This is a genomic window from Actinomadura terrae (genome assembly GCF_022751215.1).
In the GTDB taxonomy this organism is placed as follows: Bacteria; Actinomycetota; Actinomycetes; order Streptosporangiales; family Streptosporangiaceae; genus Spirillospora; species Spirillospora terrae.
Genome location: NZ_JAICDG010000007.1, coordinates 143,799 through 165,299, shown reverse-complemented (window position 1 = coordinate 165,299; position 21,501 = coordinate 143,799). Strand labels below are relative to the sequence as shown.

At 73.3% G+C, this 21,501-nt stretch carries 17 protein-coding genes; 4 read left to right on the top strand and 13 right to left on the bottom strand.

The features are described 5' to 3' along the window. Position 1: 1 nt before the first annotated feature. From K2F47_RS34785 to kamD, 6 genes are all read right to left on the bottom strand, one after another. A complete protein-coding gene (locus K2F47_RS34785; protein ID WP_242910415.1) occupies positions 2–586 on the bottom strand; it encodes an FxsA family protein in 585 nt (194 codons plus the stop codon). Positions 587–692: 106 nt separating this feature from the next. Further along, positions 693–1,439 (bottom strand): polyprenol monophosphomannose synthase, encoded by a 747-nt coding sequence (locus K2F47_RS34780; protein WP_242910414.1) that lies wholly within the window; start codon positions 1,437–1,439, stop codon positions 693–695. A 5-nt stretch (positions 1,440–1,444) separates the two neighbouring features. Continuing rightward, positions 1,445–3,133: an apolipoprotein N-acyltransferase gene (gene lnt / locus K2F47_RS34775; protein ID WP_242910413.1), complete on the bottom strand. Its 1,689-nt coding sequence runs from the start codon at positions 3,131–3,133 to the stop codon at positions 1,445–1,447. A 596-nt stretch (positions 3,134–3,729) separates the two neighbouring features. Next, positions 3,730–4,125 (bottom strand): 3-aminobutyryl-CoA ammonia lyase, encoded by a 396-nt coding sequence (gene kal / locus K2F47_RS34770; RefSeq protein ID WP_242910412.1) that lies wholly within the window; start codon positions 4,123–4,125, stop codon positions 3,730–3,732. Next, positions 4,122–5,027, bottom strand: a complete 906-nt coding sequence (kamE, locus tag K2F47_RS34765; protein WP_242910411.1) for a lysine 5,6-aminomutase subunit beta — start codon at positions 5,025–5,027, stop codon at positions 4,122–4,124. Before kamE ends, kal begins: the two co-directional genes overlap by 4 nt. After that, entirely contained in the window at positions 5,024–6,637 is a 1,614-nt protein-coding gene (kamD, locus tag K2F47_RS34760; RefSeq protein WP_242910410.1) for a lysine 5,6-aminomutase subunit alpha, read from the bottom strand. Before kamD ends, kamE begins: the two co-directional genes overlap by 4 nt. Before the next feature lie 335 nt (positions 6,638–6,972). Here kamD and K2F47_RS34755 point away from each other — a divergent pair, with 335 nt between their 5' ends. From K2F47_RS34755 to K2F47_RS34745, 3 genes are all read left to right on the top strand, one after another. Beyond that, complete coding sequence (locus tag K2F47_RS34755; protein ID WP_242910409.1) at positions 6,973–7,740, top strand: bestrophin-like domain; 768 nt, start codon at positions 6,973–6,975, stop codon at positions 7,738–7,740. Between the two features lie 2 nt (positions 7,741–7,742). Further along, positions 7,743–8,858 carry a hypothetical protein gene (locus K2F47_RS34750; RefSeq protein WP_242910708.1) on the top strand — a complete coding sequence of 372 codons (1,116 nt, stop codon included), beginning with the start codon at positions 7,743–7,745 and terminating at the stop codon, positions 8,856–8,858. A gap of 133 nt (positions 8,859–8,991) precedes the next feature. Next, a complete protein-coding gene (locus K2F47_RS34745; RefSeq protein ID WP_242910408.1) occupies positions 8,992–9,843 on the top strand; it encodes a hypothetical protein in 852 nt (283 codons plus the stop codon). Positions 9,844–9,864: 21 nt separating this feature from the next. On the opposite strand, the gene K2F47_RS34740 is transcribed toward K2F47_RS34745, so the two are convergent. Beyond that, the gene (locus tag K2F47_RS34740; protein WP_242910407.1) at positions 9,865–11,196 is read right to left on the bottom strand and encodes a DUF2252 domain-containing protein; all 1,332 of its coding nucleotides are present in this window, start codon (positions 11,194–11,196) and stop codon (positions 9,865–9,867) included. A 283-nt stretch (positions 11,197–11,479) separates the two neighbouring features. Here K2F47_RS34740 and K2F47_RS34735 point away from each other — a divergent pair, with 283 nt between their 5' ends. Continuing rightward, a complete protein-coding gene (locus tag K2F47_RS34735) occupies positions 11,480–12,469 on the top strand; it encodes a YihY/virulence factor BrkB family protein (RefSeq protein ID WP_242910406.1) in 990 nt (329 codons plus the stop codon). A gap of 22 nt (positions 12,470–12,491) precedes the next feature. Here K2F47_RS34735 and K2F47_RS34730 read toward each other — a convergent pair whose 3' ends face one another. Genes K2F47_RS34730 through K2F47_RS34705 form a run of 6 tightly spaced genes read right to left on the bottom strand, consistent with a single transcriptional unit; the run spans position 12,492 to position 21,473 of the window. Further along, on the bottom strand, positions 12,492–13,292 hold the full coding sequence (locus tag K2F47_RS34730; RefSeq protein WP_242910405.1) for a methylenetetrahydrofolate reductase: 801 nt from the start codon (positions 13,290–13,292) through the stop codon (positions 12,492–12,494). Positions 13,293–13,317: 25 nt separating this feature from the next. Beyond that, positions 13,318–14,532, bottom strand: coding sequence for an MFS transporter (locus tag K2F47_RS34725; RefSeq protein ID WP_242910404.1), 1,215 nt, complete (start codon positions 14,530–14,532; stop codon positions 13,318–13,320). Between the two features lie 5 nt (positions 14,533–14,537). After that, a complete protein-coding gene (locus K2F47_RS34720) occupies positions 14,538–16,052 on the bottom strand; it encodes a condensation domain-containing protein (protein WP_242910403.1) in 1,515 nt (504 codons plus the stop codon). A 35-nt stretch (positions 16,053–16,087) separates the two neighbouring features. Then, positions 16,088–17,329: a cytochrome P450 gene (locus tag K2F47_RS34715; RefSeq protein WP_242910402.1), complete on the bottom strand. Its 1,242-nt coding sequence runs from the start codon at positions 17,327–17,329 to the stop codon at positions 16,088–16,090. Then, complete coding sequence (locus K2F47_RS34710) at positions 17,326–20,328, bottom strand: non-ribosomal peptide synthetase (RefSeq protein ID WP_242910401.1); 3,003 nt, start codon at positions 20,326–20,328, stop codon at positions 17,326–17,328. Before K2F47_RS34710 ends, K2F47_RS34715 begins: the two co-directional genes overlap by 4 nt. Beyond that, on the bottom strand, positions 20,325–21,473 hold the full coding sequence (locus K2F47_RS34705; protein WP_242910693.1) for a cytochrome P450: 1,149 nt from the start codon (positions 21,471–21,473) through the stop codon (positions 20,325–20,327). Before K2F47_RS34705 ends, K2F47_RS34710 begins: the two co-directional genes overlap by 4 nt. Positions 21,474–21,501: the final 28 nt, after the last annotated feature.

Sequence of the window (21,501 nt, the reverse complement as noted above, 5' to 3'; positions counted from 1 at the left end):
CTCAGGTACGGGACGGGTGGCCGCCGTCAGCGGAGTCGGCGGGCTCGGCCGGTCCGGCCGGTTCGTCGTGGATGACCTCGCCGCGCACGACCGGGCCGCGCGGCGCCGGGCCCGGCTCGCCCCCGCTACCCCGGGGCGGGCCGAACGGGCCGCCCCGCAGGTCGCCCAGGCCCCCCATCCCACCGATTCCGGGCGGGAACGCGGCGGCCCGCGCCTCCATGCGCCGGACCCGCCGCTCGGCGTACCGGTGCAGCGCCCGCCGCACCAGCGGACGGGTGAAGGGCAGCACGAACGCGAACCCGAGCACGTCGGTGACGAAACCGGGGGTCAGCAGCAGCACGCCGCCGATCATCACCAGCGCCGCGTCCGCGAGCTCCCGGTCGGGCATCGCGCCGCGGCCGAAGGTCTCCTGGAGCGCCCGCCACGCGCGGCGGCCCTCCCGCCGCACGATCCAGCCGCCCAGCAGGGTCTCGGCGACCAGCAGCGCGAGCGTCGGCCACGCCCCGATCTCCTGGCCGACCTGGATGATCACGTAGATCTCCACGGCCGGCAGCAGCAGCAACGCCAGGACCAGTACGAGCAGCATGGCTCCATCTTCGGGTAGCGGAACGTCCTCCGCCCTGTTCAACGCCGAAACGGCCCCGAACGTTTCCCGCCCGGGGCAGGGGCCGCGATGGGAGTCGGAGGCGGGGTCAGCCGCGGCGGCGCAGGCGGCCGGTGCGGTCGGTCACGCCCCACTGGGTGATCCGCAGCGCCGCCTCGGCCATCACGTCCCGGCTCATCTTGCTCGTGCCGTGGACGCGTTCGACGAAGGTGATCGGGACCTCCACGACCCGCAGGCCCTGCCGCAGCGCCCGCAGCGCCAGGTCGATCTGGAAGCAGTAGCCGCGCGACTCCACGCCCTCCAGGTCGATCTTCTCCAGCGTCGCGGCGCGGAACGCCCGGTAGCCGCCGGTGGCGTCGTGCAGGGGGAAGCCCAGCATCAGCCGCGCGTAGGTGTTGGCGCCGCGCGACAGCGCCTCGCGGCGCTTGGGCCAGTTCAGCACCTTGCCGCCCGGCACCCAGCGGGCGCCGATCACGAGGTCGGCGTCCTCCAGCGCCGCGAGCAGCCGCGGCAGCTCCTCGGGCTGGTGGGAGCCGTCGGCGTCCATCTCCACCATCACGTCGTAGCCGTGCTCGGCCGCCCAGCCGAACCCGGCGATGTAGGCGGCGCCCAGGCCGTCCTTGCCGGTGCGGTGCAGCACCTTCACCTGGTCGTCGGCGGCGGCCAGGGCGTCGGCGAGCTCGCCGGTGCCGTCGGGGCTGGCGTCGTCGACGACCAGCACGTCCACCGGCGGCACGGCGGCCCGGACCCGGCCGACGATGTCCTCGATGTTGTCCCGCTCGTTGTAGGTCGGGATGATCACGAGTACCCGGCCCAGGTCGGCTGGGATCTCCATCGGCGTCAATTCCCCTCGTTCTTTCTGGACGATGACCACGCGGCCGCGCAGACCGCGCCGAGGCCCAGAGCGGCGAGGACCCACTCGGGCGCCTCGCCCAGCCGGTCCGACGGCGTCCGGGACGTGCGCGCCGGCACCCGGGCGACCTGGATGTCGGGGGCGAACTCGCGCGAGCGGGCGAGCATCCGGCCGTCCGGCGCGACGATCGCGCTGATGCCGCTCGTGGCGGCAACCAAGATCGTACGGCCATGCTCGACGGCGCGCAGCCGCGACATCGCGATCTGCTGCGGCGGCAGGCTGGTGCGGCCGTAGGTGGCGTTGTTGGTCTGCACGACCAGGAGGTCTCCGCGCGCGACGTCGCGGACCTCCTTGTCGTAGGCGACCTCGAAGCAGATCACGTCGCCGATGTCGACGGGCCCGAGCCGCATCACGCCCGACCGCTTCCCGCGGGCGAAGTCGCGCGGGATCCGCTCGAACCGCGTGATCAGTTTGGTGAGGACGTCGCGGAAGGGGATGTACTCCCCGAACGGCACCGGGTGCCGCTTGACGTAGTAGTCGCCGGGGCCGGTGCGCGGGTCCCACACGATGCCGCGGTTCTCGACCTTCTTGCCGTCGGGGGTGTCGGTGAGCGCGCCGACCAGCACCGGCACGCCGATGTCGCGGACGGCGCCGTCGATCGCGGCGTAGGCGTCGGACTCCTTGTAGGGGTCGAGGTCGCTGGCGTTCTCGGGCCACACCACCAGCTCGGGCCTGGCGACCTTCCCGGCGCGGACCCGCTCGGCCAGCTCGTGGGTGCGCTGCACATGGTTGTTCAGGACGGCCTTGCGCTGGCCGAGGAAGTCCAGCCCGAGCCGTGGCACGTTCCCCTGGATCACCGCGACGGTGACGGGGCGTCCGGCGGTGGGCGTCGGGATCAGCGCGCCGCCGCCGACGACCGCCGCGATCCCGGCGAGGGCCAGCGCGACCGGCGCGGCGGCTCGGCGCGCCCACGCGGCCGTTCCCCCCGCGCTCTCCGGCGCGTCCGGGTCGGCGGCGGGGCGGGCGCGCAGGACGGCGACGGCGGCGTAGGCGAGCAGCCCGCCGACCAGCGCGGTCAGGAACGACACCAGCGGCGCGCCGCCGAGGGAGGCGAAGTGCGTCAGCGGGGTCGCGGTCTGGCTGAAGGCCAGCCGCGCCCACGGGAACCCGCCGAAGGGGGCCCGGCCGCGCAGCGCCTCCTCGGCGATCCACAGCCCGGCGGTCCACACCGGCCAGCCGGGGAGGCGGGTGACGACCGCGATCCCGGCGCCGAGCGGGAGGAAGTAGGCGGCCTGGACGAGGCTGAGCAGGATCCACCCGTCCGGGCCGATCTTGGCGATGCCCTCCAGGACGGGCAGGAAGAACGCGGCGCCGCAGACGAACCCGAGCCAGGCGCCGGTGCGGGGCGCCTGCCCGCGCAGCGCGAGCGTGAGCAGCGCGACGCCGACCGGGCCGAGCGGGGTGAGGTCGGCGGGCGGGAACGCCGGCCACATCACCAGGCCGGCGGCCAGGGCGAGGAGGGTGCGGGGCCAGCCCGCGCGGCCGCCACCGCGCACGCGCGCCAGGCGTCCGCGCACACGCGCGAGGCGTCCGCGCAGCCGCGCCAGGCGTCCCGGGGCGGCGCCGTCGCCCGGCACGGCGGCCGGGGGGCGTTCCGGGAGGGTCTCCTGGGCCAACTCGACACCTCGTTCGCTCGGTCTGCTCGCGGGAACGCTACCGGCCCGCGCGCGTCACGGCGACCGGGACCCGGGTTCGCCGCCCCCACCATCATCGCGCGCCGGACGCGGACCCGCGCCGTCCGGCGGCGGGACAGGGCCTCACCAGGGGCGGGAGGAGGAACGGCCTCGTTCGGGACCGGGCGGGAGGCAGCGCGCACGGCGGGCACCCCGGGGGTACGGCGGGTACACGGAAGAGGGCCCGTGACACCCATCGGGCCGGAGTCGCCCCACAGGCGGTGAGAACGAGGCTCCGTTTTCTACTGGATGTCCGGGCCCTTCCCGGGTCCAAGCCCCCGCGCGATCGGGCGGCTCCCCCCGGACGCGTCTTCCGGATCACCGCACTGGCTCGGACGGGCGGGGCGTGATCCGCGTGATCCGTGTCCGTCCCGTCGCGGCGCGGTGCCCGGTGGCGCCTCGGGCGGCCGATCGGTGAGTCCCGTGCTGGACTGCTGCAAAGCTACCGGCTTCCACGGCCTTGTCAACCGCGGCATGTTCTGCGGCGACTCCGTGTTTCCCCAGCTCAACACCATGATCGCGATGTTCGGGCAGTTCGCTCAGCCGCCGGGGGCGGGAACGACGACGGTTCCGGTCGCGGTGACCACGGTGATCGGCTCGGCGAGGACCTCCGCGGCGGAGGGCCCGCGGTCGGGGCGGCCCCGGCACACCACCCGCGCCCGGAACTCCAGCGTGCGGCTGCGGGTGCCGACGCGGGTGACGACGGCGGTGGCCTCCAGCACGTCCCCGGCCCGGACGGGCGCGCGGAACTGGACGTCGGAGTAGGAGGCGAACAGGCCCTCGTCGCCGTCGGTGCGTATGCACACCTCCGTCGCCACGTCCCCGAACAGGCCGAGGACGTAGGCGCCGTCGAGCAGGTCGCCGGCGTAGTGGGCGTGCGCGTAGGGCACGTAGCGGCGGTGGGTGACGGTCAGTCCCTCGCGCGGGTCGCTCATCCTTCGTCCTCCGGTGCCGTGTCGTGCGGGGCGTCGTGCGGGGTCTCGGGCGGGGTGTCGGGCAGGAGGGCGTGGACGAGGTAGCTGGCCACCTCGGCGGGCGTGGTGCCCCTGCCGAAGATCCGGTCGACGCCGAGGTCGCCCTCGGTGACGGTGTCGAAGCGGGGGCCGCCGGCGACCAGCAGCGGGCGCCCCATCCCGGCGGCGACGGCGGTGGGGTACTCGGCGTGGAACGCGGCGGCCATCTGCTTGGTGTTGTGCACGTGCGCGTTGCGCTGGGTGACGACCTGCGAGACCAGGACGGCGTCGGCGTCCACGGCCTTGGCGCGCTCCACCAGTTCGGCGACGGTGACCTGGGCGCCCATGTTCACCACCTGGATCTCCCGGTAGTACTCCAGGCCCTTCTCCCCCGCGAACCCCTTGACGTTGAGGATCGCGTCGATCCCGACGGTGTGCGCGTCGGTGCCGATGCAGGCGCCGACCACCACCAGCCGCCGGTTCAGCGCGCGGCGGATCGCCTGGTTCACCTCCGGCGCGCTCAGCAGCGGGTAGGCGCGCTCCTCCGGGGCCGGGATGGAGGCGTAGTCGATGAGGTGCCGCGTCCTCCCGTACACGATGAAGAAGGTGAAGTCGGGGCCCATCGGCTTGGCGTGCACGACGCTGGCGGGGTCCAGGCCCATCTTCCCGGCGAGTTGCAGGGCGGCGGCGTCGGCGCGCGCTCCGGCGGGGACGGGCAGCGTGAACGACATCTGCACCATGCCGTCGCCGGTGGTGTCGCCGTAGGGGCGGATCACCTGCCGGGTGTCGGCGGGGTCGGCCGGGGCCTGCGCGCCGGGTGTCTGGACGGTCACCACCGCCCCCTTCCCAGTCGTGTGCGTCTCGGTCGCGTGCGTCTCGGTCATGCGGGCACCTCCCGCGCCGGGTCGTGGGGGTCCTCGGTGTCGAGGATCTCGATCGCGGGGTTGAAGTAGCCGTCGGCGTGCGGGACGACGCCCTCCAGGCCCTTGCCGCCGTCCGGTGGGCGCCGGGTGACGCCGAACGTGCCCTCGGCGATGGCGGTGAGCAGCCCGTCGTCGCTGATCCGCTCCAGCAGCTCCACCGACTCGGCCAGCACCCGCCGCGCCCGCTGGACGAGCATCCCGTCCGGGCGGGGCACGAAGTCCTCGGCGAGCCCGCCGCAGGCGTCGCGGACGTAGCGGACGTTCTCCAGCGCCAGGTCGCGGTCCGACAGCCAGGGGGTGTGGATGCCCTCGGTCATCATCCCGATCAGGATGATCGACTGGCCGGTCATGACGCCGGCGAGGTTGAAGAACGCGTCCAGCAGGTAGCCGGCGAAGATGTTGCCGGTCATGTGCTTGGTCGGCGGCATATACTTCAGCGGCGCGTCGGGGAACAGCTCGCGGACGAGCTGGGCGTGCGCCAGCTCCAGCCGGAACGACTCGGGCACGGCGGGGTTGATCTCGAAGGCGTGGCCGAGGCCGAGCTGGGCGTCCGACAAGCCCGCCTCGTGCCCGAACCGCTCGTTGAGGAGCTGGCTGACGACCACGGTGTGCGCGGCGTCGACGGCGTCGGCGGTGGTGAGGTAGTTGTCCTCGCCGGTGTTGATGACGATGCCGGCGCGGGCGTGGACCTGCCGGGAGAACCGCTGGTCGATGAAGGTGCGGCGGGGGTTGATGTCGCGGAAGATGATCCCGTACATGCAGTCGTTGAGCATCATGTCCAGGCGTTCCAGCCCGGCCAGCGCCGCGATCTCGGGCATGCACAGCCCCGAGGCGTAGTTCGTCAGCCGGACGTAGCGGCCGAGCTCGCGGGACACCTCGTCCAGCGCGGCGCGCATCAGCCGGAAGTTCTCCTGGGTCGCGTAGGTGCCGGCGTAGCCCTCGCGGGTGGCGCCCTCGGGGACGAAGTCCAGCAGCGACTGCCCGGTGGAGCGGATCACCGCGACGATGTCGGCGCCCTCGCGGGCGGCGGCCTGCGCCTGCGGGATGTCCTCGTAGATGTCGCCGGTGGCGACGATCAGGTAGATCAGCGGACGCGGCGGCCCGTCCCCGGGCGGGCCGCCGGGGGGCAGCTCGGCCAGCAGCCGGTCGCGTTCGGCGCGGCGGCGGTCGACGCGGGCGATGCCCTCGCGGGCGGCGCGGCGGGCGGCCTCGCGGGCCTTGGCGGCGTCGGCGCCGCCGGGCAGCCGGAAGCGCGCGCGGCCGCCGGCGGCGTCCCGGGCGAGGTCGGCGAGGGAGCCGTAGGGGCCGTTCAGCAGCGCGTCCCACACCGGCAGCGCCAGGCCGTGCTCCAGCCCGGTCTGGGACGCGACGGCGTCGGCGAGGTGGTTGGCCCAGGGCCGCCCGCCGTCGTCGGCGCCGGCCAGGCCCGCCAGCCGCAGCAGCGCCCGCTCGACCGAGACCGTGGTGTGGGAGCGGGCCATGTCGATGATCGGTTCGGCGGCGCGGGCGGCCAGCCGCCGGGCGGTGCGCACCGTCTCCGGGTCCAGGTCGAGCTTGCCCTGCGGCGCCATCGCCGTCTCCCCTCACGCAGCCGCGCCCTCTCGGGCCGGTCCGAACAATCGTCCGTGTCGGCGAGTGTCCTACGAGAGATCTTCCGGCATTCACCCGGCAATCCGCAAGAACTCGCGGTCTCCGCCCGCCGCGGATCGTCGCGGGACGCCCTCGCCCGGCGGCGCATGACCCTGCCCGTCACTTTCCCCTTCCCTGACCGTCGGGTCACCTCACTGCGAGGTGAGGACCCGGCCAGAACATGCCGTATTGGCACACTCTGTGTTATTAGAATCACCTCACGTAGCGGTGGGTAGCCGCGCCCGGCCGCCCACCGCGGGATCCCCCCGGGAGCAACATGATCATTTCCATTGCGGCGGCGGCCTGCGCGGTTGCGGTGGTCCTCGTCGCGAGCCGGCTCGTGCGGCGGCTGCGGCACGGCGTCGAGGACCCCGACCCCGACGGCCCCACCACCGGCCACACCGGCGGGATGCTGTCGGCGCTGTTCCTGCTGGCCTTCGCGATCGCGATCGTCGTGCCCTGGACCACCGCGGACTCGGCCCGCACCAACACCTACACCGAGAGCCAGGCGATCGTCGAGGCGTACTGGGCCGCGAGCCGGCTGCCCGCGCCCACCGGCCCGCACGTCCAGGCGGGCCTGCGCGCCTACACCGCCATGGTCCGCGGCCCCGAGTGGCGCCTCATGCGCGACGGGCGGCTCAGCGCCGACGGCTGGACGCGGCTGGAGAACATCCGCCGCGAGGTCATCGCGCTCAAACCGGCCAACGACGAGGCCAAGGACGCGCGCGCCGCCACGCTGGACCAGCTCGCCCAGGTCTCCGCCGCCCGCCACCAGCGCGCGGCCGACGCCCGCACCAGCCCGCCGGCCGGGCTGCTCGCCGTCACCCTCATCACCGGCGTCGCCGTCATCCTGCTGCCCTTCATCTCCGGTGCGCGACCGCGCGGGATGACGCTGATCCCGCTCGGGATCATGGCCGCGCTCCTGACCATCGGCGCCTACCTCACCATCGACATCTCGCACGTGTTCGACGGTGCCCTGGCCGTGAAGCCCGACGCGTTCACGAGCCTGCAAGACGAACTGCAACGCATCTCGGGAGGTGGATGATCATGCGCCGACTGCCCGTCCTGGTCCTGCCCGCCGCCGTCGCGGGAACGCTGGTGTTCCCGCAGGCCGCGCTCGCCGCGGGTCCCGCGACCGGCCACCCCGCACCCGCCCGCACCACACCGGACGACCCCGCACGCGACGCCCCGGAACGCGAGAGCCCCCCGGCCCGGACGCCCGCTTTAAGCACCCCGAAGCAGACGGCCCCCAAGCACAAGGCCCCCAAGCACAGGGCCCCGAAGCACAAGGCCCCGAGCCGCACGGCACCTAACCGCACCGCACCTAACCGCACCGCGCCGGAACGCGATCGACCGGAAAACGGTCGGCCAGGAAACGGCCATCCCGGACGACTCGGCACCGAAACCGGCGTTTCCGGAACCGGCCACTCCCCGCACAGCCGCCCCGGCACCGGTCACTCCGAAGGCGAGGGCTCCCCGGCACCGCTCCCCCGCCGCAGCACCCCCCGCACCGCACCCCGCCAGGAACCCGGGCCCGGCCTCCCCCTGCTCCCCGGCGCCGGAGACGACCGGTCCGAAGGCGACGGGATCGGCCTCGGCCTCGGGCTCGGGTTGGGGCGCGGTCTGGGCCTCGGGCTGCGCCTCGACCTCGGGCTGGGGCTGAACGTCTGCCTCGACGTCCACCTCATCCTGCACCTCAGGGTCGGCATCGGCTCGCGGGGATGCGCGCAGCCGCCCAAGCCCCCCGAACCCGAGCCGCCCGCGCCCGAACCTCCCGTCCCGCCGGAGCCCGAGCCGCCGGTCCCGCCGTCACCGGAACCGCCCTCGCCGGAACCGCCGGTGCCGCCCACTCCCACGCCGCCGACGCCGGTCCCGCCCACACCGGCACCGCCGTCACCGCGGCCGCCCGTGCCGCCGGTCACCGCGCCGCCCGCCGCGCCGCCCCGGATCGCCCCCGTCGTCCCCGTGGCGGTGCCCGCCGCGCCGACGCCGCCGGCCGCGCGGCCCAAGCCGAAGCCCCCGGCGCGCGCCACCGTCCAGCACGTCACGCCGCGGGCGATGAAGGTCCCGCCGCGCCGCCAGGCCCCGCTGGACGCCCCGCTGGTGCTGATCGTCATCGCCGTCATCGTCAGCGCCGGCGCCGCGATCGCGTTCTCACGCTGAGCCCGGCCCCCCGCGTCCCTCCCAGGGGCGCGGGGGTCAGGCTCCCTCTGACCAAGGAGGGACCGGCGGTGACGTGCGCGCCGCCGCCGACCGGTCCCGGCCGCACCCTCGTCGCGCCGACGGTCACACCGCCGTGGGCGGACAGACCGGAGCCGCTGAGCAAGGCGGACCGCCGCATCGGCGCCAGCCCGACCTCGGCGCCCCCGCCCGCGAGGTCGTCGCGGTCGTGCGGCGGCTCGCGGCCGCCTTCGCCGCCGAGGACCCGCGCGCGTTCCCCGTCAACGAGGTCATCGTCCGTCTGCCGTCCGTCCCCTGTGCCCGCTGCCTCGCCATGCTCGCGATGGTCGAGTCCGGCGGCGACGCCGTCCAGGACACGCTCGCCTCGGTCACCGGCCGCGTCCTGGAGAGCGTGTCGCTGCCAGCGGGGCCGCTGACCGTCCGCAGCCGCGCGCTCGGGTTCGCGGTGTTCAGCCACAAACGCGGTCGGCCGCCGGCAACGCCCCCGCCGCCGAACCGGCCGGACGCGCCGCCTGCATCGACAACGCGTGCGCATTCCGCCGCGAGCGCCGCGTCTCGCCCCCGTTGCAGGCCGACCCGCCGCCGTCACCGCGCCGCCGGGCCTGTCGATCGCGCACCGCTATCTGCCCGTCCGCGCCGGCGTCGGCGGCGACTCGGGGGCCCACGGCGGGGCACCCGCCGCCGCTGCTGGCGCGGGCCGATGGCGCCGCCCGGCACCTCGGCGTCCCGCACGGGTCCGCTCGGGGTGTCCGACGTCGGGCGTCCCGCCGCTTACGAGCAGGTCGCCGCGACCTTCCCGGCCGACGCGATCCTCGCCTGTGCACCGGCGGTCTCGTCGAGAGCGGCCACCGCCCGGCTCACCTCGCGGGCGCCGTTGCTGGGGGGCACCGGCGACGGCGTCCTGGCTCTGCTGGGCGGGCAGCGGGGCCAGGACGACATCGCACTGCTGCTGGTGCGCTCCGGCTGAAGTGGCCGCGCTACGCGCGGGTCACAGGCCCGGGATCTGGTGGTTGCGGAAGGCATCCACGAAAAGGGCGTGGTCGGTGCGGACGACCTCGGCGTAGCCGGTGCCGAACGCCACCATCGCCTCGACGAACGCCGACTCGTCCGGGCCGATCACCGAGTCGATCGCGTCCTCGACCTGGAACCCGACCAGCGTGTGGTCGGAGTCGCTGTCGGACACGCAGTGGATCTTGGCGGTGGCGCGGCCCAGGTCGTCCAGCACCGAGAGCATCTCCTCCGGCTCGGTGAGGCCGCCCCAGTCCAGGTCCTCCTCGTAGGGCGACAGCTCCTGGACCACGTACCCGACCCCGTCGATGCGGGTGTGGCCGAGCCAGGGGTCGGTGTTGGCCTGCAACGCGCGCCGCGACACGGCCGTGCGGTGCCCGTGGTGCTGGAAGTACTCGCGGATGCGGGCGTCGTCGACGACGCGGCTCGGCGCGGCGACGTTGCCCTGCTTCATCGACAGCACCACGTCGTTCTCCAACGCCTGCGTGCTGCCCTCCACGAGGATGTTGTAGGCCGACAGGCCCGCCGAGCCGATCCCGAACCCGGACGCGCCGACGATGTCCTTGATCTCGTAGGTGAGGCTGCCGAACCGCTTCTCCGCCGGGATCGTGTTCAGGTAGTCCTGGTAGGCGGCCTCGACCTTGGCGCGCTCGGCCGCCTCCAGCCGCCGCACGCCGGGCCGGTCCCGGAACCGGCGCTCGTGCCCGTCGATCACCGTCATGCCCTCCAGCAGCCCGATCCGGGTGCCCGACATCGCGGCGACCAGCACGTCCCGGACGTAGCCGTCGGCGGTGTCGAGGGTCAGCGCGAACCGGTGGTCGCCCTCGTGCGCCGCGAACCCGCGCACCTGGTCGACGTAGGCGCGCACGTAGGTCTCGATCAACCGGCGGATGTCGGCGTCGGAGATCGCCTTCTGCCAGGCCAGCAGCGCCAGGCTCGCGACCAGCCGCTTGACGTCCCAGGTGAAGTGCCCGACGTAGGCCTCGTCGAAGTCGTTGACGTCGAACACGAACACGCCGTCGTCGTTCATGTAGGTGCCGAAGTTCTGCGCGTGCAGGTCGCCCTGGATCCAGACGCGCCCGGTGCGGTCGTCGGCCCACGGGTCCTCGTCGTGGACGATGTCGGCGTAGAACAGGCACGCGCTGCCCCGGTAGAACGCGAACGGGTCCGAGGCCATCTTGCGGAAGCGGCGGCGGAACTCGGCGGGGCTGCGCTCCATCAGGTCCGAGAACGCCTCGACCAGGACGTCCACGATCTGCGCCTGCCGCTGCTTGCGGTCCCGGCCGCGCAGATCCTCGGTGATGCTCGCCATCAGCCTGACTCCTCGAATGCTCGGATGACCCCCCGCCGGGGCGTTCCGGTCATTGTGCCCGAACGTCGTCGCCTGCCGTTGACGAACGCCGACTGGCGCGGCCCGACCAGCGACAACCCCGCGGGCAGGGGGCCGGCCGCGTGTTTAGGGCCGGGGAGGGGGGAAACGTGCGGATGCAAGGTCGGCCGTCGTCAGCAGGGCGCGGTAGGGAGTCGAGCGGGTGGGGGCACCGACCGCGTGCTGCTGAGTTGGACGCGCCGCTGAAGTTCGACGAGGGAGCACCATGGGCAAAGCCGCCGCACCCACCGATCTGCCGGCCCGCTCCTGGGGGCAGGCGGCCAAGCGCGCCGCCGGCGAGTACCAGCGCGACAACCTCTCGGACTGGGCCGCCGCCCTCACCTACTACTCGGTGCTGTCGATCTTCCCGGCGATGCTGGTGGTGGTGTCGGTGATCGGGCTGGCGGGCACCTCGGTCACCAACGACCTGATCGACAACCTCGGCTCGATCGCGCCCGGCGCGGTGAAGAACCTGCTGACCAGCGCGCTCACTCAGCTGCAGGGCAGCCGGGGCGGGGCCGGGATCGTCGCGCTGATCGGCCTGCTCGCCGCCCTCTGGTCGGCATCGGGATACGTCGGGGCGTTCATGCGCGCCGCCAACGCCATCTACGACGTCCCCGAAGGACGCCCGTTCTGGAAGACGCTGCCGACCCGGCTGGCCATCACGGCGGTGTCGCTGGTGCTGCTGTCGGCCTCGGCGATCGCGGTGGTGGTGTCGGGGCCGATCGCCCGCAAGTTCGGCGACATGCTCGGCGTCGGCTCAACCGCCGTCACGATCTGGAACATCGCCAAATGGCCGGTCATGCTGATCGTGGTCAGCCTCCTGTTCTCGCTGCTGTACTGGGCGGCGCCCAACGCCAAACGCTCCTTCCGCTGGGTCACCCCCGGCGGGGTGCTGGCGCTGGTGGTGTGGCTGGCGGCGTCCGCGCTGTTCGCGCTGTACGTGGCGAACTTCGCCAACTACAACAAGACCTACGGCAGCCTCGCCGCCGTGATCATCTTCCTGGTGTGGTTGTGGATCACCAATCTGGCGATCCTGCTGGGCGCGGAGATGAACGCCGAACTGGAACGCGGCCGGGCGATCGCCGAAGGGCAGCCCGCCGACCGCGAACCGTATGTGCGGTTCCGCGACACCCGCGGGTTCAGCGAGGAGGAACGCCGCGAGGCCGGCCTGGACGGCACGTCCCGGGGACGGCACGGCGCCACCCGCCCCTAGCCGCCGGACGCCCGGGTGCAGTTCATCGCGCGTCCCCGGACGGCTCGCCAAGGAGAGGTTCGAGACGTGCGGCGGTCTGGCGGTACCGGCCGACCGGGACGAGGTGAACGCCGTCGAAGGCACCGCTGTCCCGAATGGCCATGACGTGGTCACAGGCGGCGGCGACCCCGGCGTCGCGGTCGCTCTCCACGGCCTGGACGAGCGCGTCGGGGATGGCGATGTCGGGGATGACGCCCGCGAGGTTGCGGGCCATGGCCGCGCTGGCGAGGACCATCACGCCGGCGTAGACGGGCGTGTCGATGGTGACGGTCTCACGCCATCGCAGCAGGTCGTCCAGGCTGTAGCTGACCTGGGCGAACACGAAGTCCGCCTGCTGCTTCCACGGGGGCAGGGGCCGCAGGCCGGAGGCGACACCGATCTGGAACTCGGGCCGCCCGGCGAAGACGGGGTCGGAGGCGGCGGCACGGGCCTGGTCGAGCATGGCGCGAACGGTGAGTTGGCCGGTGCGGTCGCCGGAGGTGGGCTTGTCGCCGTAGACGAACAGGAAGCGCTGGACGCCGTAGGCGGCCGCGGTCAGCAGGTCCCGCTGGAAGCCGAGCAGATTGCGGTCGCGGGCGTTCAGGCACGCGATCCCGGTGGCGCCCATCGACTGCACCTCGTGCGCGACGGCGACGCTCGACACCGTCGCCCGCCCGATGTGGTTGTCGGGGATCAGGAACGCGTCCGCGACGCCGTCCAGGACCCCGATCTGGTGCCGTACCCGCCGAAGATCCGGCCGGGTCGGCGGCTCGATCTCGCACACCACCTCGAACGCACGTGTCATGCCCACACCTTAGGAGGCTCGATGGTCACCGCCAGCCGGACGACGCGGGTCCGGCGAAGAGCAGGGCGGTCAGGGCGATGGCGGCGCCCGCGGCCGCGATGGCGGGTGCGGGGCCGCTGAAGGTCGCGAGCGTTCCGCAGAGCAACGGGGTGAGTCCCTGACCGGTGGTCAGGCCCGTGCCGCGGAGCACGAACAGGCTGCCGCGAAGCCCCTCCTCGACCGAGTCGATGAACACGGCCTGGACGCCGACGGGCGCGCCCAGTCCGATGGAGGCCGTTCCGAAGGCCAGCGCCGCCCCCCACAGCGGCGGGTGCACGATGAACACGAGCAGCGGTAACCCGGTGAGCGCGCAGAGCGGGAGCACCAGGCGTTCCTGGGCGCGGGCCGAGAACAACCGCCCCACCGTGGCGTTGCTGATGAGCATGCCGATCGGAAGGGCCATGAGGACCCAGCCGACGGTGCCGCCGCGGCCGCCGCGGTCCCTGGCATAGGGGATGACGAGGCTCTCCGCGCCGACCAGGAGCCAGACGGGAATCCACTGCACGAGCAGGAGGGAGCGGACCCGCCGGTCCCGCAGCAGCGCGACGTTGTTCCGCCAGCTCCGCCCCAGCAGGGAACGCGCGGGTATCGACACGGCCCGGGGAGGATGGTCCCTGAGCCCGATCCGGATCACCAGCGCGCCCAGCAGGTAGGAGACCAGAGTGCAGGTCAGCACCCCGCGCGGCCCGGTCGCTTCGAGCATGACGCCGCCCAGGCCGAGCGCCGTGAGCTGCGCGCCCGGCGAGGCGAGGTTGAAGATGCTGCGTCCCAGCACGTACCGGTCGGCCGTCAGCAGGTCGGGAAGGAGCGCCTCCCTCCCGGCCCTGAAGACGGGCTGCAAGGACGCGGCGGCGGCGACCACGGCGATGTCTCCCGCCGGGGGCAGGCCCGCCACGACGAGGACGGCGGCCACCGCCGCCTGGGTGAGGTCCCCCGCCACGATCAGCACGCGCGGGCGGAGGAGGTCGGCGAGGCTCCCGAAGGCCGCCCCGCCCATCACCTGCGAGAGGAAGCCCGCTCCGAAGGCGATCGACGACATCAGCGCGGAGTGGGTGCGGTCGTAGACGAAGACGGAGAGCGCGAGGATTTGCAGCGCCAGCCCGGCCGAGCCGAAGACCGAGTCCAGGAACAGAAGCCGGAACTCCCCGATCGCGAAAACGTCGCGGTACCGGGCCTGGACGCTGGAGTCGTCGGCGGTCAAGGCGGTCAGGCCTCGATGCGGTCAAGGGAGCGCGTGAGTTCGTCCGCCAGGCCGGCGATCTCGGAAGGGCACTTCAGAATCGCGGGCTGGTAGACCAGGGCGCCCTCGAAGGTGTTCGCCGACTCGAAGACCGAGACATGGACGGGGCGTTTGATCGTGCTGAGCGCGAGTTCCACCCGGGCCGCCCTGATCTCTCCGAACCGCAGGGATTCGTCCAGCGCCGGATGAAGGGCGAGGCTGACCTCGTACGGTGAAATTCGCGCGCCGTCCGGACAGAGCGCGTCGCGGACGAGTTCGAACGGGCATTCCTGGTGCTCGTAGGCGGCGAAGGCGGCGGCCCGTATCTTCCTGACGCCTTCCTCCATCGATGCCGGGACGCCCCCTTCGGGCTTCAGCAGCAGCGTGTTCCGGAAAAGGCCGACCACCTGGTCGGATCCGGGTGCGACCCGGTTGGCGACCGGGCCTCCGATGACGATGTCCTCCCCTTCCGAGAGTTCCGCCAGAGCCGTCCGGAGATGCGCGGCCACCACCATATAAGGGGTCGCCCGCTCCCGCCGGGCGTACCTCCGCAGCCGCGACGTCGACTCGGGGCCGAGCCGGAACGGGACGACGACCGGCGGCGACGCCGTGAGTCGATCGTGTGTCGCGTCCTCGGCCAGCAGGCCATGGGTGCATACACCGCCGAGCCGCTGTTTCCAGAAGTCGAGGGCCGCGGCGAACTCCCCCGCGGCGATCCGCCGGGCCTGCCCGGCGGCGAACTCGCCGTACTGGAAGGGAACCGGCGCCAGCCCCGGTTCCTCGCCCCTCGACAGGGCGCCGTAGACGGCGCCGAGCTCCCGGTGGACGAGGGTGATCGACTGGCCGTCGACCGCGATGTGGTGGTAGACGAAGACCAGGTGGTCCCGGGCTCCGCCGCGCAGCAGCCAGACCCGCATCGGAGCCTCGTCGGCCAGCGCGAACGGCACCTCGTTCCGCCGTTCGGCGAATTGCCGCGCACCGGTCGCGTCGCCCTCCAGGATTTCGACGACCGGCGCGCCGTCGAATACCGCCATGTCGAGAACCCGTCGGACGACCTTCTCGCCGGCGCGGTGGTAAACGGTCCGCAGCGCGTGATGCCGGTCCAGAAGGAACCTCATGCTCCGTTCGAGAAGCCCGGCGTCGACCCGGTCGGAGAGCTCGAAGCAGAAGGTGGCGTTGTTGGCCACGGTTTCCGGATACCGCTCCTGCAACCGCCAGAGCGCCTTTTCCTGGACCGACGCCTCCAGTGTGTCTGCCGATACCGCCGGCTCGGCTCGCCGCTGCCCGCTGCGCACCAGGTCCACATAGTCGGCAAAGGTCGAGGCGTCGAAGAACGCCTTCAGTGAGATGGTGACCTCGGTGGCCGCCCTGGTCCGCCCGATGAGTTTCAGTGCGGCCAGGGAGTCCCCGCCGCACCGGAAGAAGTCCTGCGCCGCGACGGCGTCCTCGAGGTCCAGGACCCCCGTCCAGATGCCGGCGAGCGTCGCCCCGAGCTGGTCCATTCCTGTCCCCTTCCCGTTCCCCTTCACATTCCTTTTCACAGCGTGCACGGCATCCGTGTGACCCGCCGGTTCCGGTCCGTCGGGTTGAGGTTGAGGTCGGAGAGCACCTGCGCCGCGCCGACCTCGAAGTCCGGCGCCCGCGTGAGCAGTTCCGTGACGAGGGCGCGCACCTGCACCCGGGCCACGTTCGCGCCGAGGCAGTGGTGCGGGCCCCCACCGCCGAACGCGACATGGGGGTTGGGGCTCCGGAGGATGTCGAACCGGTCGGGGTGGTCGAAGACGGTCTCGTCGCGGTTGGCGGACCGGTAGAACAGCGCCACCCGGTCACCGGCCTTGATCTCCTGCCCGGCGAGGGCGGTGTCGGCGGTCGCAGTGCGGCAGAAGGCGCTGACCGGGGAGGCCCAGCGGATGCTCTCCTCCACCGCGCCCTCGATGCGCCCCTCCAGGTCGGCGAGCAGCAGCCTCCGCTGGTCCCGGAACTCGGTGAGCGCCCGCACCGTCTCGGTCGTCGTCCGGCGGGTGGTCTCGTAGCCGGCGACGACCAGGAGGACGAAGAAGGCCTGGATCTCCGCGTCGTCCAGCCCGCGCCCGTCGAGTTCGGCCTGGACGAGCGCCGTCATCACGTCGTCGCGGGGCCGGCGGCGGCGCTGCGCGGCGGTGTCGGCGGCGACCTCGGCCAGCCCGCCGATGGCGTGGGCGAGGGCCTGCATCGGCGTGCGGTCGCCCGCGACGAAGGGGTCGGTCAGCCCGAACATGACCTCGATGAGGCCGCCGACCACCGGCCGGTCGCCCTCCGCGACGCCCATCATGTCGCAGATGGTCGCCAGGGGCATCGTCGAGGCGACCCGTTCGACGAAGTCGAACTCCTCCCCCGGCTCCAACCCGGCGATCACCCGGTGGGCGTTCGCCCTGATCCTCCCCTCGATCATCCCGACCCGGCGCGGGGTGAAGGCGGCGCTGATCAGCCTCCGCATGCGGGTGTGCTCGGGCGGGTCCATGCCGAGGATCGACTGCGAGGCCGCGAGCAGCTCGGGGTGGCCGCCCTCGAACATCACCCCCTCGGCGGAGCGGAACAGCCGGGCGTCCCGGCTCACCGCCTGCACCTCGGCGTGGCGAACCAGCGCCCAGTAGCCGGTCGTCCACTGGTACTCCAGCGGCATCCCACTGGGCGGCGGCCCCTGCCAGGAGACCGGCCGCTCCCGCCGGAGGGTCGCGAAGGCCGCGTCGCGGTCGGCCGGGCCGGCGGCCCAGAACTCGGGGGCGGACAGGTCGATCATGCCGGGACGTCCCCTTCCGCGGCGAGGCCGCCGATCGCCTCCAGGACGTGCGCGAGCAGCGCCGCGGCGTACCCCTCGGGGTACCGGTCGGCGTCGGCGCGGACGTCGACGGCGAGGCTGTCGTCCTCCTCGTGGAACTCGACGAGGATCGGGAGGCTGGTCCGGTCGTAGACGTCGTCGCGCGTCACCCGCACCCCCAGGTCGCGCAACCCGTCGGCGAGGCGGAACCTCAGGTAGTTGAAGGAGATCTCCATCGGGACGTCGCCGACCAGCTCCTTCAGGTCGGTGAAGGGGAAGCGGCGGGCGGCCAGCAGCCCGGCCTCGCCGTCGAAGGCGGCGCGGGCCAGCCGGCGCCACGGGCCGTCGCGCAGCTCGACCGGCAGCCAGTTCAGGAACAGCCCGACCATCCGGTCGGCGGACGGCAGCTCGGGCCGCCCGCTGACGCTCATCCACAGCAGGCTCCGGTCGCCGCCCCGCAGGGCGGTGACGGCCCGGCCGGTCACCGCGAACAGCAGGCTCTTCATCGGCAGCTTCCACCGGGCGCCGTGGCCGCGCAGCCGCTCGAGCATGGCGGCGGGCACGATCGCGCGTTCCAGCTGCGGAGTTCCGGTACCCGCGCGGTGGGCGGCGCCGGCGCTCGGCAGCCGTCCCGCGAGGCCGGTGAGCAGGTCCCGGACGGCCGGGTCGTGCAGGGCCTGCCGCTCCAGCCGCGCGTACTCGGCGAAGGACGGCACCGGCGGCAGGTCGAGCGTGCGGGACTCCAGCGCCGCCGCGTAGGCCTGGATCAGCTCCAGGGCCAGCACCGACTCGCTCCAGCCGTCCATCACGGCGTGGTGGAAGGCGTAGGCGAGCCGGAACCCGCCGCTCGGGAGCGGGTGCGCGTGGAAACGGATCAGCGGCGCCGTCTCGACGTCGAACGGGGCGCGCAGCTCGGCGGCGCTCGCGGCCGTCCCGATCGTCAGCAGCGGCGACACCTCGGGCAGGACGACCACCAGCGGGTCGGGGACGGCGGCCAGGTCGACTCGGGCGCGCAGGAGTTCGTGCCGGCCGGTCACGAACGCGATCGCCGACCGCAGCGCCCGCTCCTCGAAGGGCAGGTCGATCTCGCGCGAGACGACGTCGACGTAGTGCGCGCCGGAGCTCATGAGGCTCTCGTAGATCAGCCCGAGCTGCATCCGGGTCGCCGGCCAGGCCGTCGTCGCGTGCAGGGCGGTAGACTCGGCGGCGACGCGCGCCGCGGTGAGCTCCACGCACAGGTTCCGGATGGTCCGATGCCCGAACAGGAGCTCGATGGTGAGCGGGACGCCGAGGTCCTCGGCCGCGCCGACGATGCCGATCGCCGAGATCGAGTCGCCGCCGAGCGCGAAGAAGTCGTCCTCGGGCCTGATGCCCGGCCGTCCGAGGACGCCCTCCCAGATCTCGATGAGGGTCTTCTCATGCGGCGAGACGGATTCTCGCGCGGCGGGCCCGTCCGGCGGCGCGGACGGCTCCGGCGCGCTGAGCGACAGGGACGCCCTGTCGATCTTGCCCGTGGGGCCCAGCGGAAGGCGGTCGTGCGCGAGGTAGCGGGCGGGCGCCATGTAGGAGGGCAGCGCGGCCTCGGCGGTCTTCCTGACGGCCTCGAGGTCGGCGGTGGTCACCACGTGGGCGACCAGGGCGCCCTCGGCGAGGACGACGCAGGCCTCGGTGACGTCCGGGTGCTGCTCCAGGACGGCCTCGACCTCGCCGAGCTCCACCCGGTGCCCGCGCACCTTCACCTGGTTGTCGGCCCGGCCGATGAACCTGATGATCCCGTCGGCTCCCAGCTCGCCGAGGTCCCCGGTCGCGAACATGCGGCCGCCGGGTTCGCCGGCGAACGGGTCCGGCCGGAAGCGGTCCGCGGTCAGCTCCGGACGGCCGTGGTAGCCGCGGGCCAGCACGTCCCCGCCGATGTGGATCTCTCCGGTCCCGCCGGGCCCGACCGGGGACAGCGCGGCGTCCAGGAGGTAGAGGCGGGCACCGGGGATCGCCCTGCCGATGGGGAGGCGGACCGTGCCCGCCGCCACCTCCTCCATCGGGTGGGCGCTCACCAGAGTGCTGGCCTCGGTGGGCCCGTAGGCGTTGCGCAGTAACCGGCCGCTGCCCTCGGCTCGCCGGGTGTACTCCGCGGCGCGCTCGGCCGACATCGCGTCGCCGCCCACCACCAGCTGCCGGACGCCGTCGAGGGCCTCGGGGCGGCTGGTCACCATCGCGTGGAACAGCGCGGGCGTGAGCAGCATCGTCGTGACGCCGTGCTCCCGCAGGGTCCTCGGGAGGCCGTCGATGGCGCGGTAGGACGTCGCCGGGGCGAGGACGAGGCGGGCGCCGTTGGCGAGGGCGCCCCAGATCTCGAAGGCGGACGCGTCGAACGCGAGCGGGGCGAGCTGGAGGACCACCTCCTCGGCCCCGAACCGCACATAGGTCTGCGCCGGGTCGACCAGATTGGCGACCCCCCGATGGGTGACGTCGACGCCCTTGGGCGTGCCCGAGCTGCCCGAGGTGTAGATCACGTAGGCGATGGAGTCGGGATGCGCCGGACCCGGAAGCTCCACGGCGGAGGGCATCTCGGCGGCGGGATCGGCGGCGAACTCGGCGCCGCTCACCCGCAGCTCCTTCGCCCTGTGCGGGAAGGCCGCGCCGCCCGGGGCGGTGACGAGGTGCGCGGCGCCGGAGTCGTCGAGCATGTACCGCAGCCGGTCCGGCGGGTAGTCGACGGGCAGCGGGACGTAGGCGGCGCCGGCCAGCCAGGTGGCGATCATCGCCATGACCGCCTCGGGCGACCGTTCGAGGTGGAGCCCGACGCGGTCGCCGGGCCGCACCCCCTCCTCGCGCAGCCGCGTGGCGAACCCGCGCGCGGCGGCGAGGAGGGTCCGGTAGTCCAGGCTCTGCTCCCCCTGGACGAGCGCGGCTGCCTGGGGACGGGCGGCGGCCGCCGCGGTGATGCGGTCCAGCACCAGCGGGGGCCGAGCCGAGATGCTCACTGTGCTCCTCCTGAGGTGAACGTGATGGGCAGGCGCGAGTATCCGTGCAGGAAATTGGAGTAGACGGGCAGGGCGGGCCCCGCCGGGTGGATCCGCCCGGCATGGCGGACCAGCGCCCGGAGCAGGCCCTTGAGCTCGATCCGCGCGAGCCGGGCGCCCAGGCAGGTGTGCGGGCCGAACGCGAAGGTGAGGTGGAGGTTGGGGGCGCGCCCGAGGTCGAGGGCGGCCGGGTTCGCGAAGCGGGCCGGGTCGAAGTTCGCGGCGATGTTCCACACGGTGACGATCTGGCCGGCCGCGATGGAGTACCCGCCGAGTTCGCGGTCGCGGGTGGCGACGCGTCCGCCGTGCATCGCCGGTGACGTCCAGCGCAGCAGTTCGTCGACGGCCGAGTCCACTCCCACCTCGCCCGAGACGAGCCGCCGCCATTGGTCGGGCCATTCCATCAGCGCTTTCACCGAACCGGTCATGGCGAGCCTGGTCGTCTCGTCGCCGCCGAGCAGCAGCGAATAGCAATTAAGCAGCAGTTCCCCCTGGGTCAGGCGGAGGGGCGGCCTCATCATCTCCTGGAGAAGGCCGAGAAGGCTGTCCGGCGACCGCGCCTGGTTCTGTTTCGTCAGGCGCTGGAAATAGAGCAGGATCTGGTTGCGCGCCACCTTGGCCTGGAGTTCGGTGGCGTCCGGCCGGTCGGAGGAGAGCGCCGAACTGGTGTACTGGAGCAGCTCCGCCCGATCCGATTCGGCGATGCCGAACATGTCGCAGACCGCCGCCATCGGGATCCGCGCCGCGACGTCCGCGACGAAGTCGCCGCCGCCGCGAGCTGCGCACTCCCCCACCAGGCGGTCGATCTCACCGGTGATCCGCGCCTCGATCGAGGCCAGCGCGGCGGGGGTGAACGCCCGCATCAGCCGCTGCCGGATCTCGCGGTGCCGCGCGCCATCGGAGATCGCGAGCATCTGCCCGCCGGCCGAGTCGCCTCCGTTCAGAAGGGTCGCGAGCACATTGCCGCGTTCCGAGGTGAAGGCGGCCGAATCCCGGTAGACGGAGGTCGCCTGTTCATATCCGCTGACCACCCAGAAACCCGATTTTCCCTGCGGGTGCCAGGAGACCGGACTTTCACGGCAGGCCCTCTCCCAGTACGCCGCCATGAACTCGCGATCGGCATGAGTGCGCGGA

What these genes read in the sequence shown, in the direction of transcription:
- K2F47_RS34740 (WP_242910407.1), bottom strand. Translation starts at nt 11,196, where the DNA reads ATGGCGAGCATCACCGAGGATCTGCGCGGCCGGGACCGCAAGCAGCGG.
- K2F47_RS34785 (WP_242910415.1), bottom strand. Translation starts at nt 586, where the DNA reads ATGCTGCTCGTACTGGTCCTGGCGTTGCTGCTGCTGCCGGCCGTGGAG.
- K2F47_RS34735 (WP_242910406.1), top strand. Translation starts at nt 11,480, where the DNA reads ATGGGCAAAGCCGCCGCACCCACCGATCTGCCGGCCCGCTCCTGGGGG.
- K2F47_RS34755 (WP_242910409.1), top strand. Translation starts at nt 6,973, where the DNA reads ATGATCATTTCCATTGCGGCGGCGGCCTGCGCGGTTGCGGTGGTCCTC.
- kamD (WP_242910410.1), bottom strand. Translation starts at nt 6,637, where the DNA reads ATGGCGCCGCAGGGCAAGCTCGACCTGGACCCGGAGACGGTGCGCACC.
- K2F47_RS34705 (WP_242910693.1), bottom strand. Translation starts at nt 21,473, where the DNA reads ATGGCGGCGTACTGGGAGAGGGCCTGCCGTGAAAGTCCGGTCTCCTGG.
- K2F47_RS34780 (WP_242910414.1), bottom strand. Translation starts at nt 1,439, where the DNA reads ATGGAGATCCCAGCCGACCTGGGCCGGGTACTCGTGATCATCCCGACC.
- K2F47_RS34720 (WP_242910403.1), bottom strand. Translation starts at nt 16,052, where the DNA reads ATGGACCAGCTCGGGGCGACGCTCGCCGGCATCTGGACGGGGGTCCTG.
- K2F47_RS34730 (WP_242910405.1), bottom strand. Translation starts at nt 13,292, where the DNA reads ATGACACGTGCGTTCGAGGTGGTGTGCGAGATCGAGCCGCCGACCCGG.
- kal (WP_242910412.1), bottom strand. Translation starts at nt 4,125, where the DNA reads ATGAGCGACCCGCGCGAGGGACTGACCGTCACCCACCGCCGCTACGTG.
- K2F47_RS34715 (WP_242910402.1), bottom strand. Translation starts at nt 17,329, where the DNA reads ATGATCGACCTGTCCGCCCCCGAGTTCTGGGCCGCCGGCCCGGCCGAC.
- kamE (WP_242910411.1), bottom strand. Translation starts at nt 5,027, where the DNA reads ATGACCGAGACGCACGCGACCGAGACGCACACGACTGGGAAGGGGGCG.
- K2F47_RS34750 (WP_242910708.1), top strand. Translation starts at nt 7,743, where the DNA reads ATGCGCCGACTGCCCGTCCTGGTCCTGCCCGCCGCCGTCGCGGGAACG.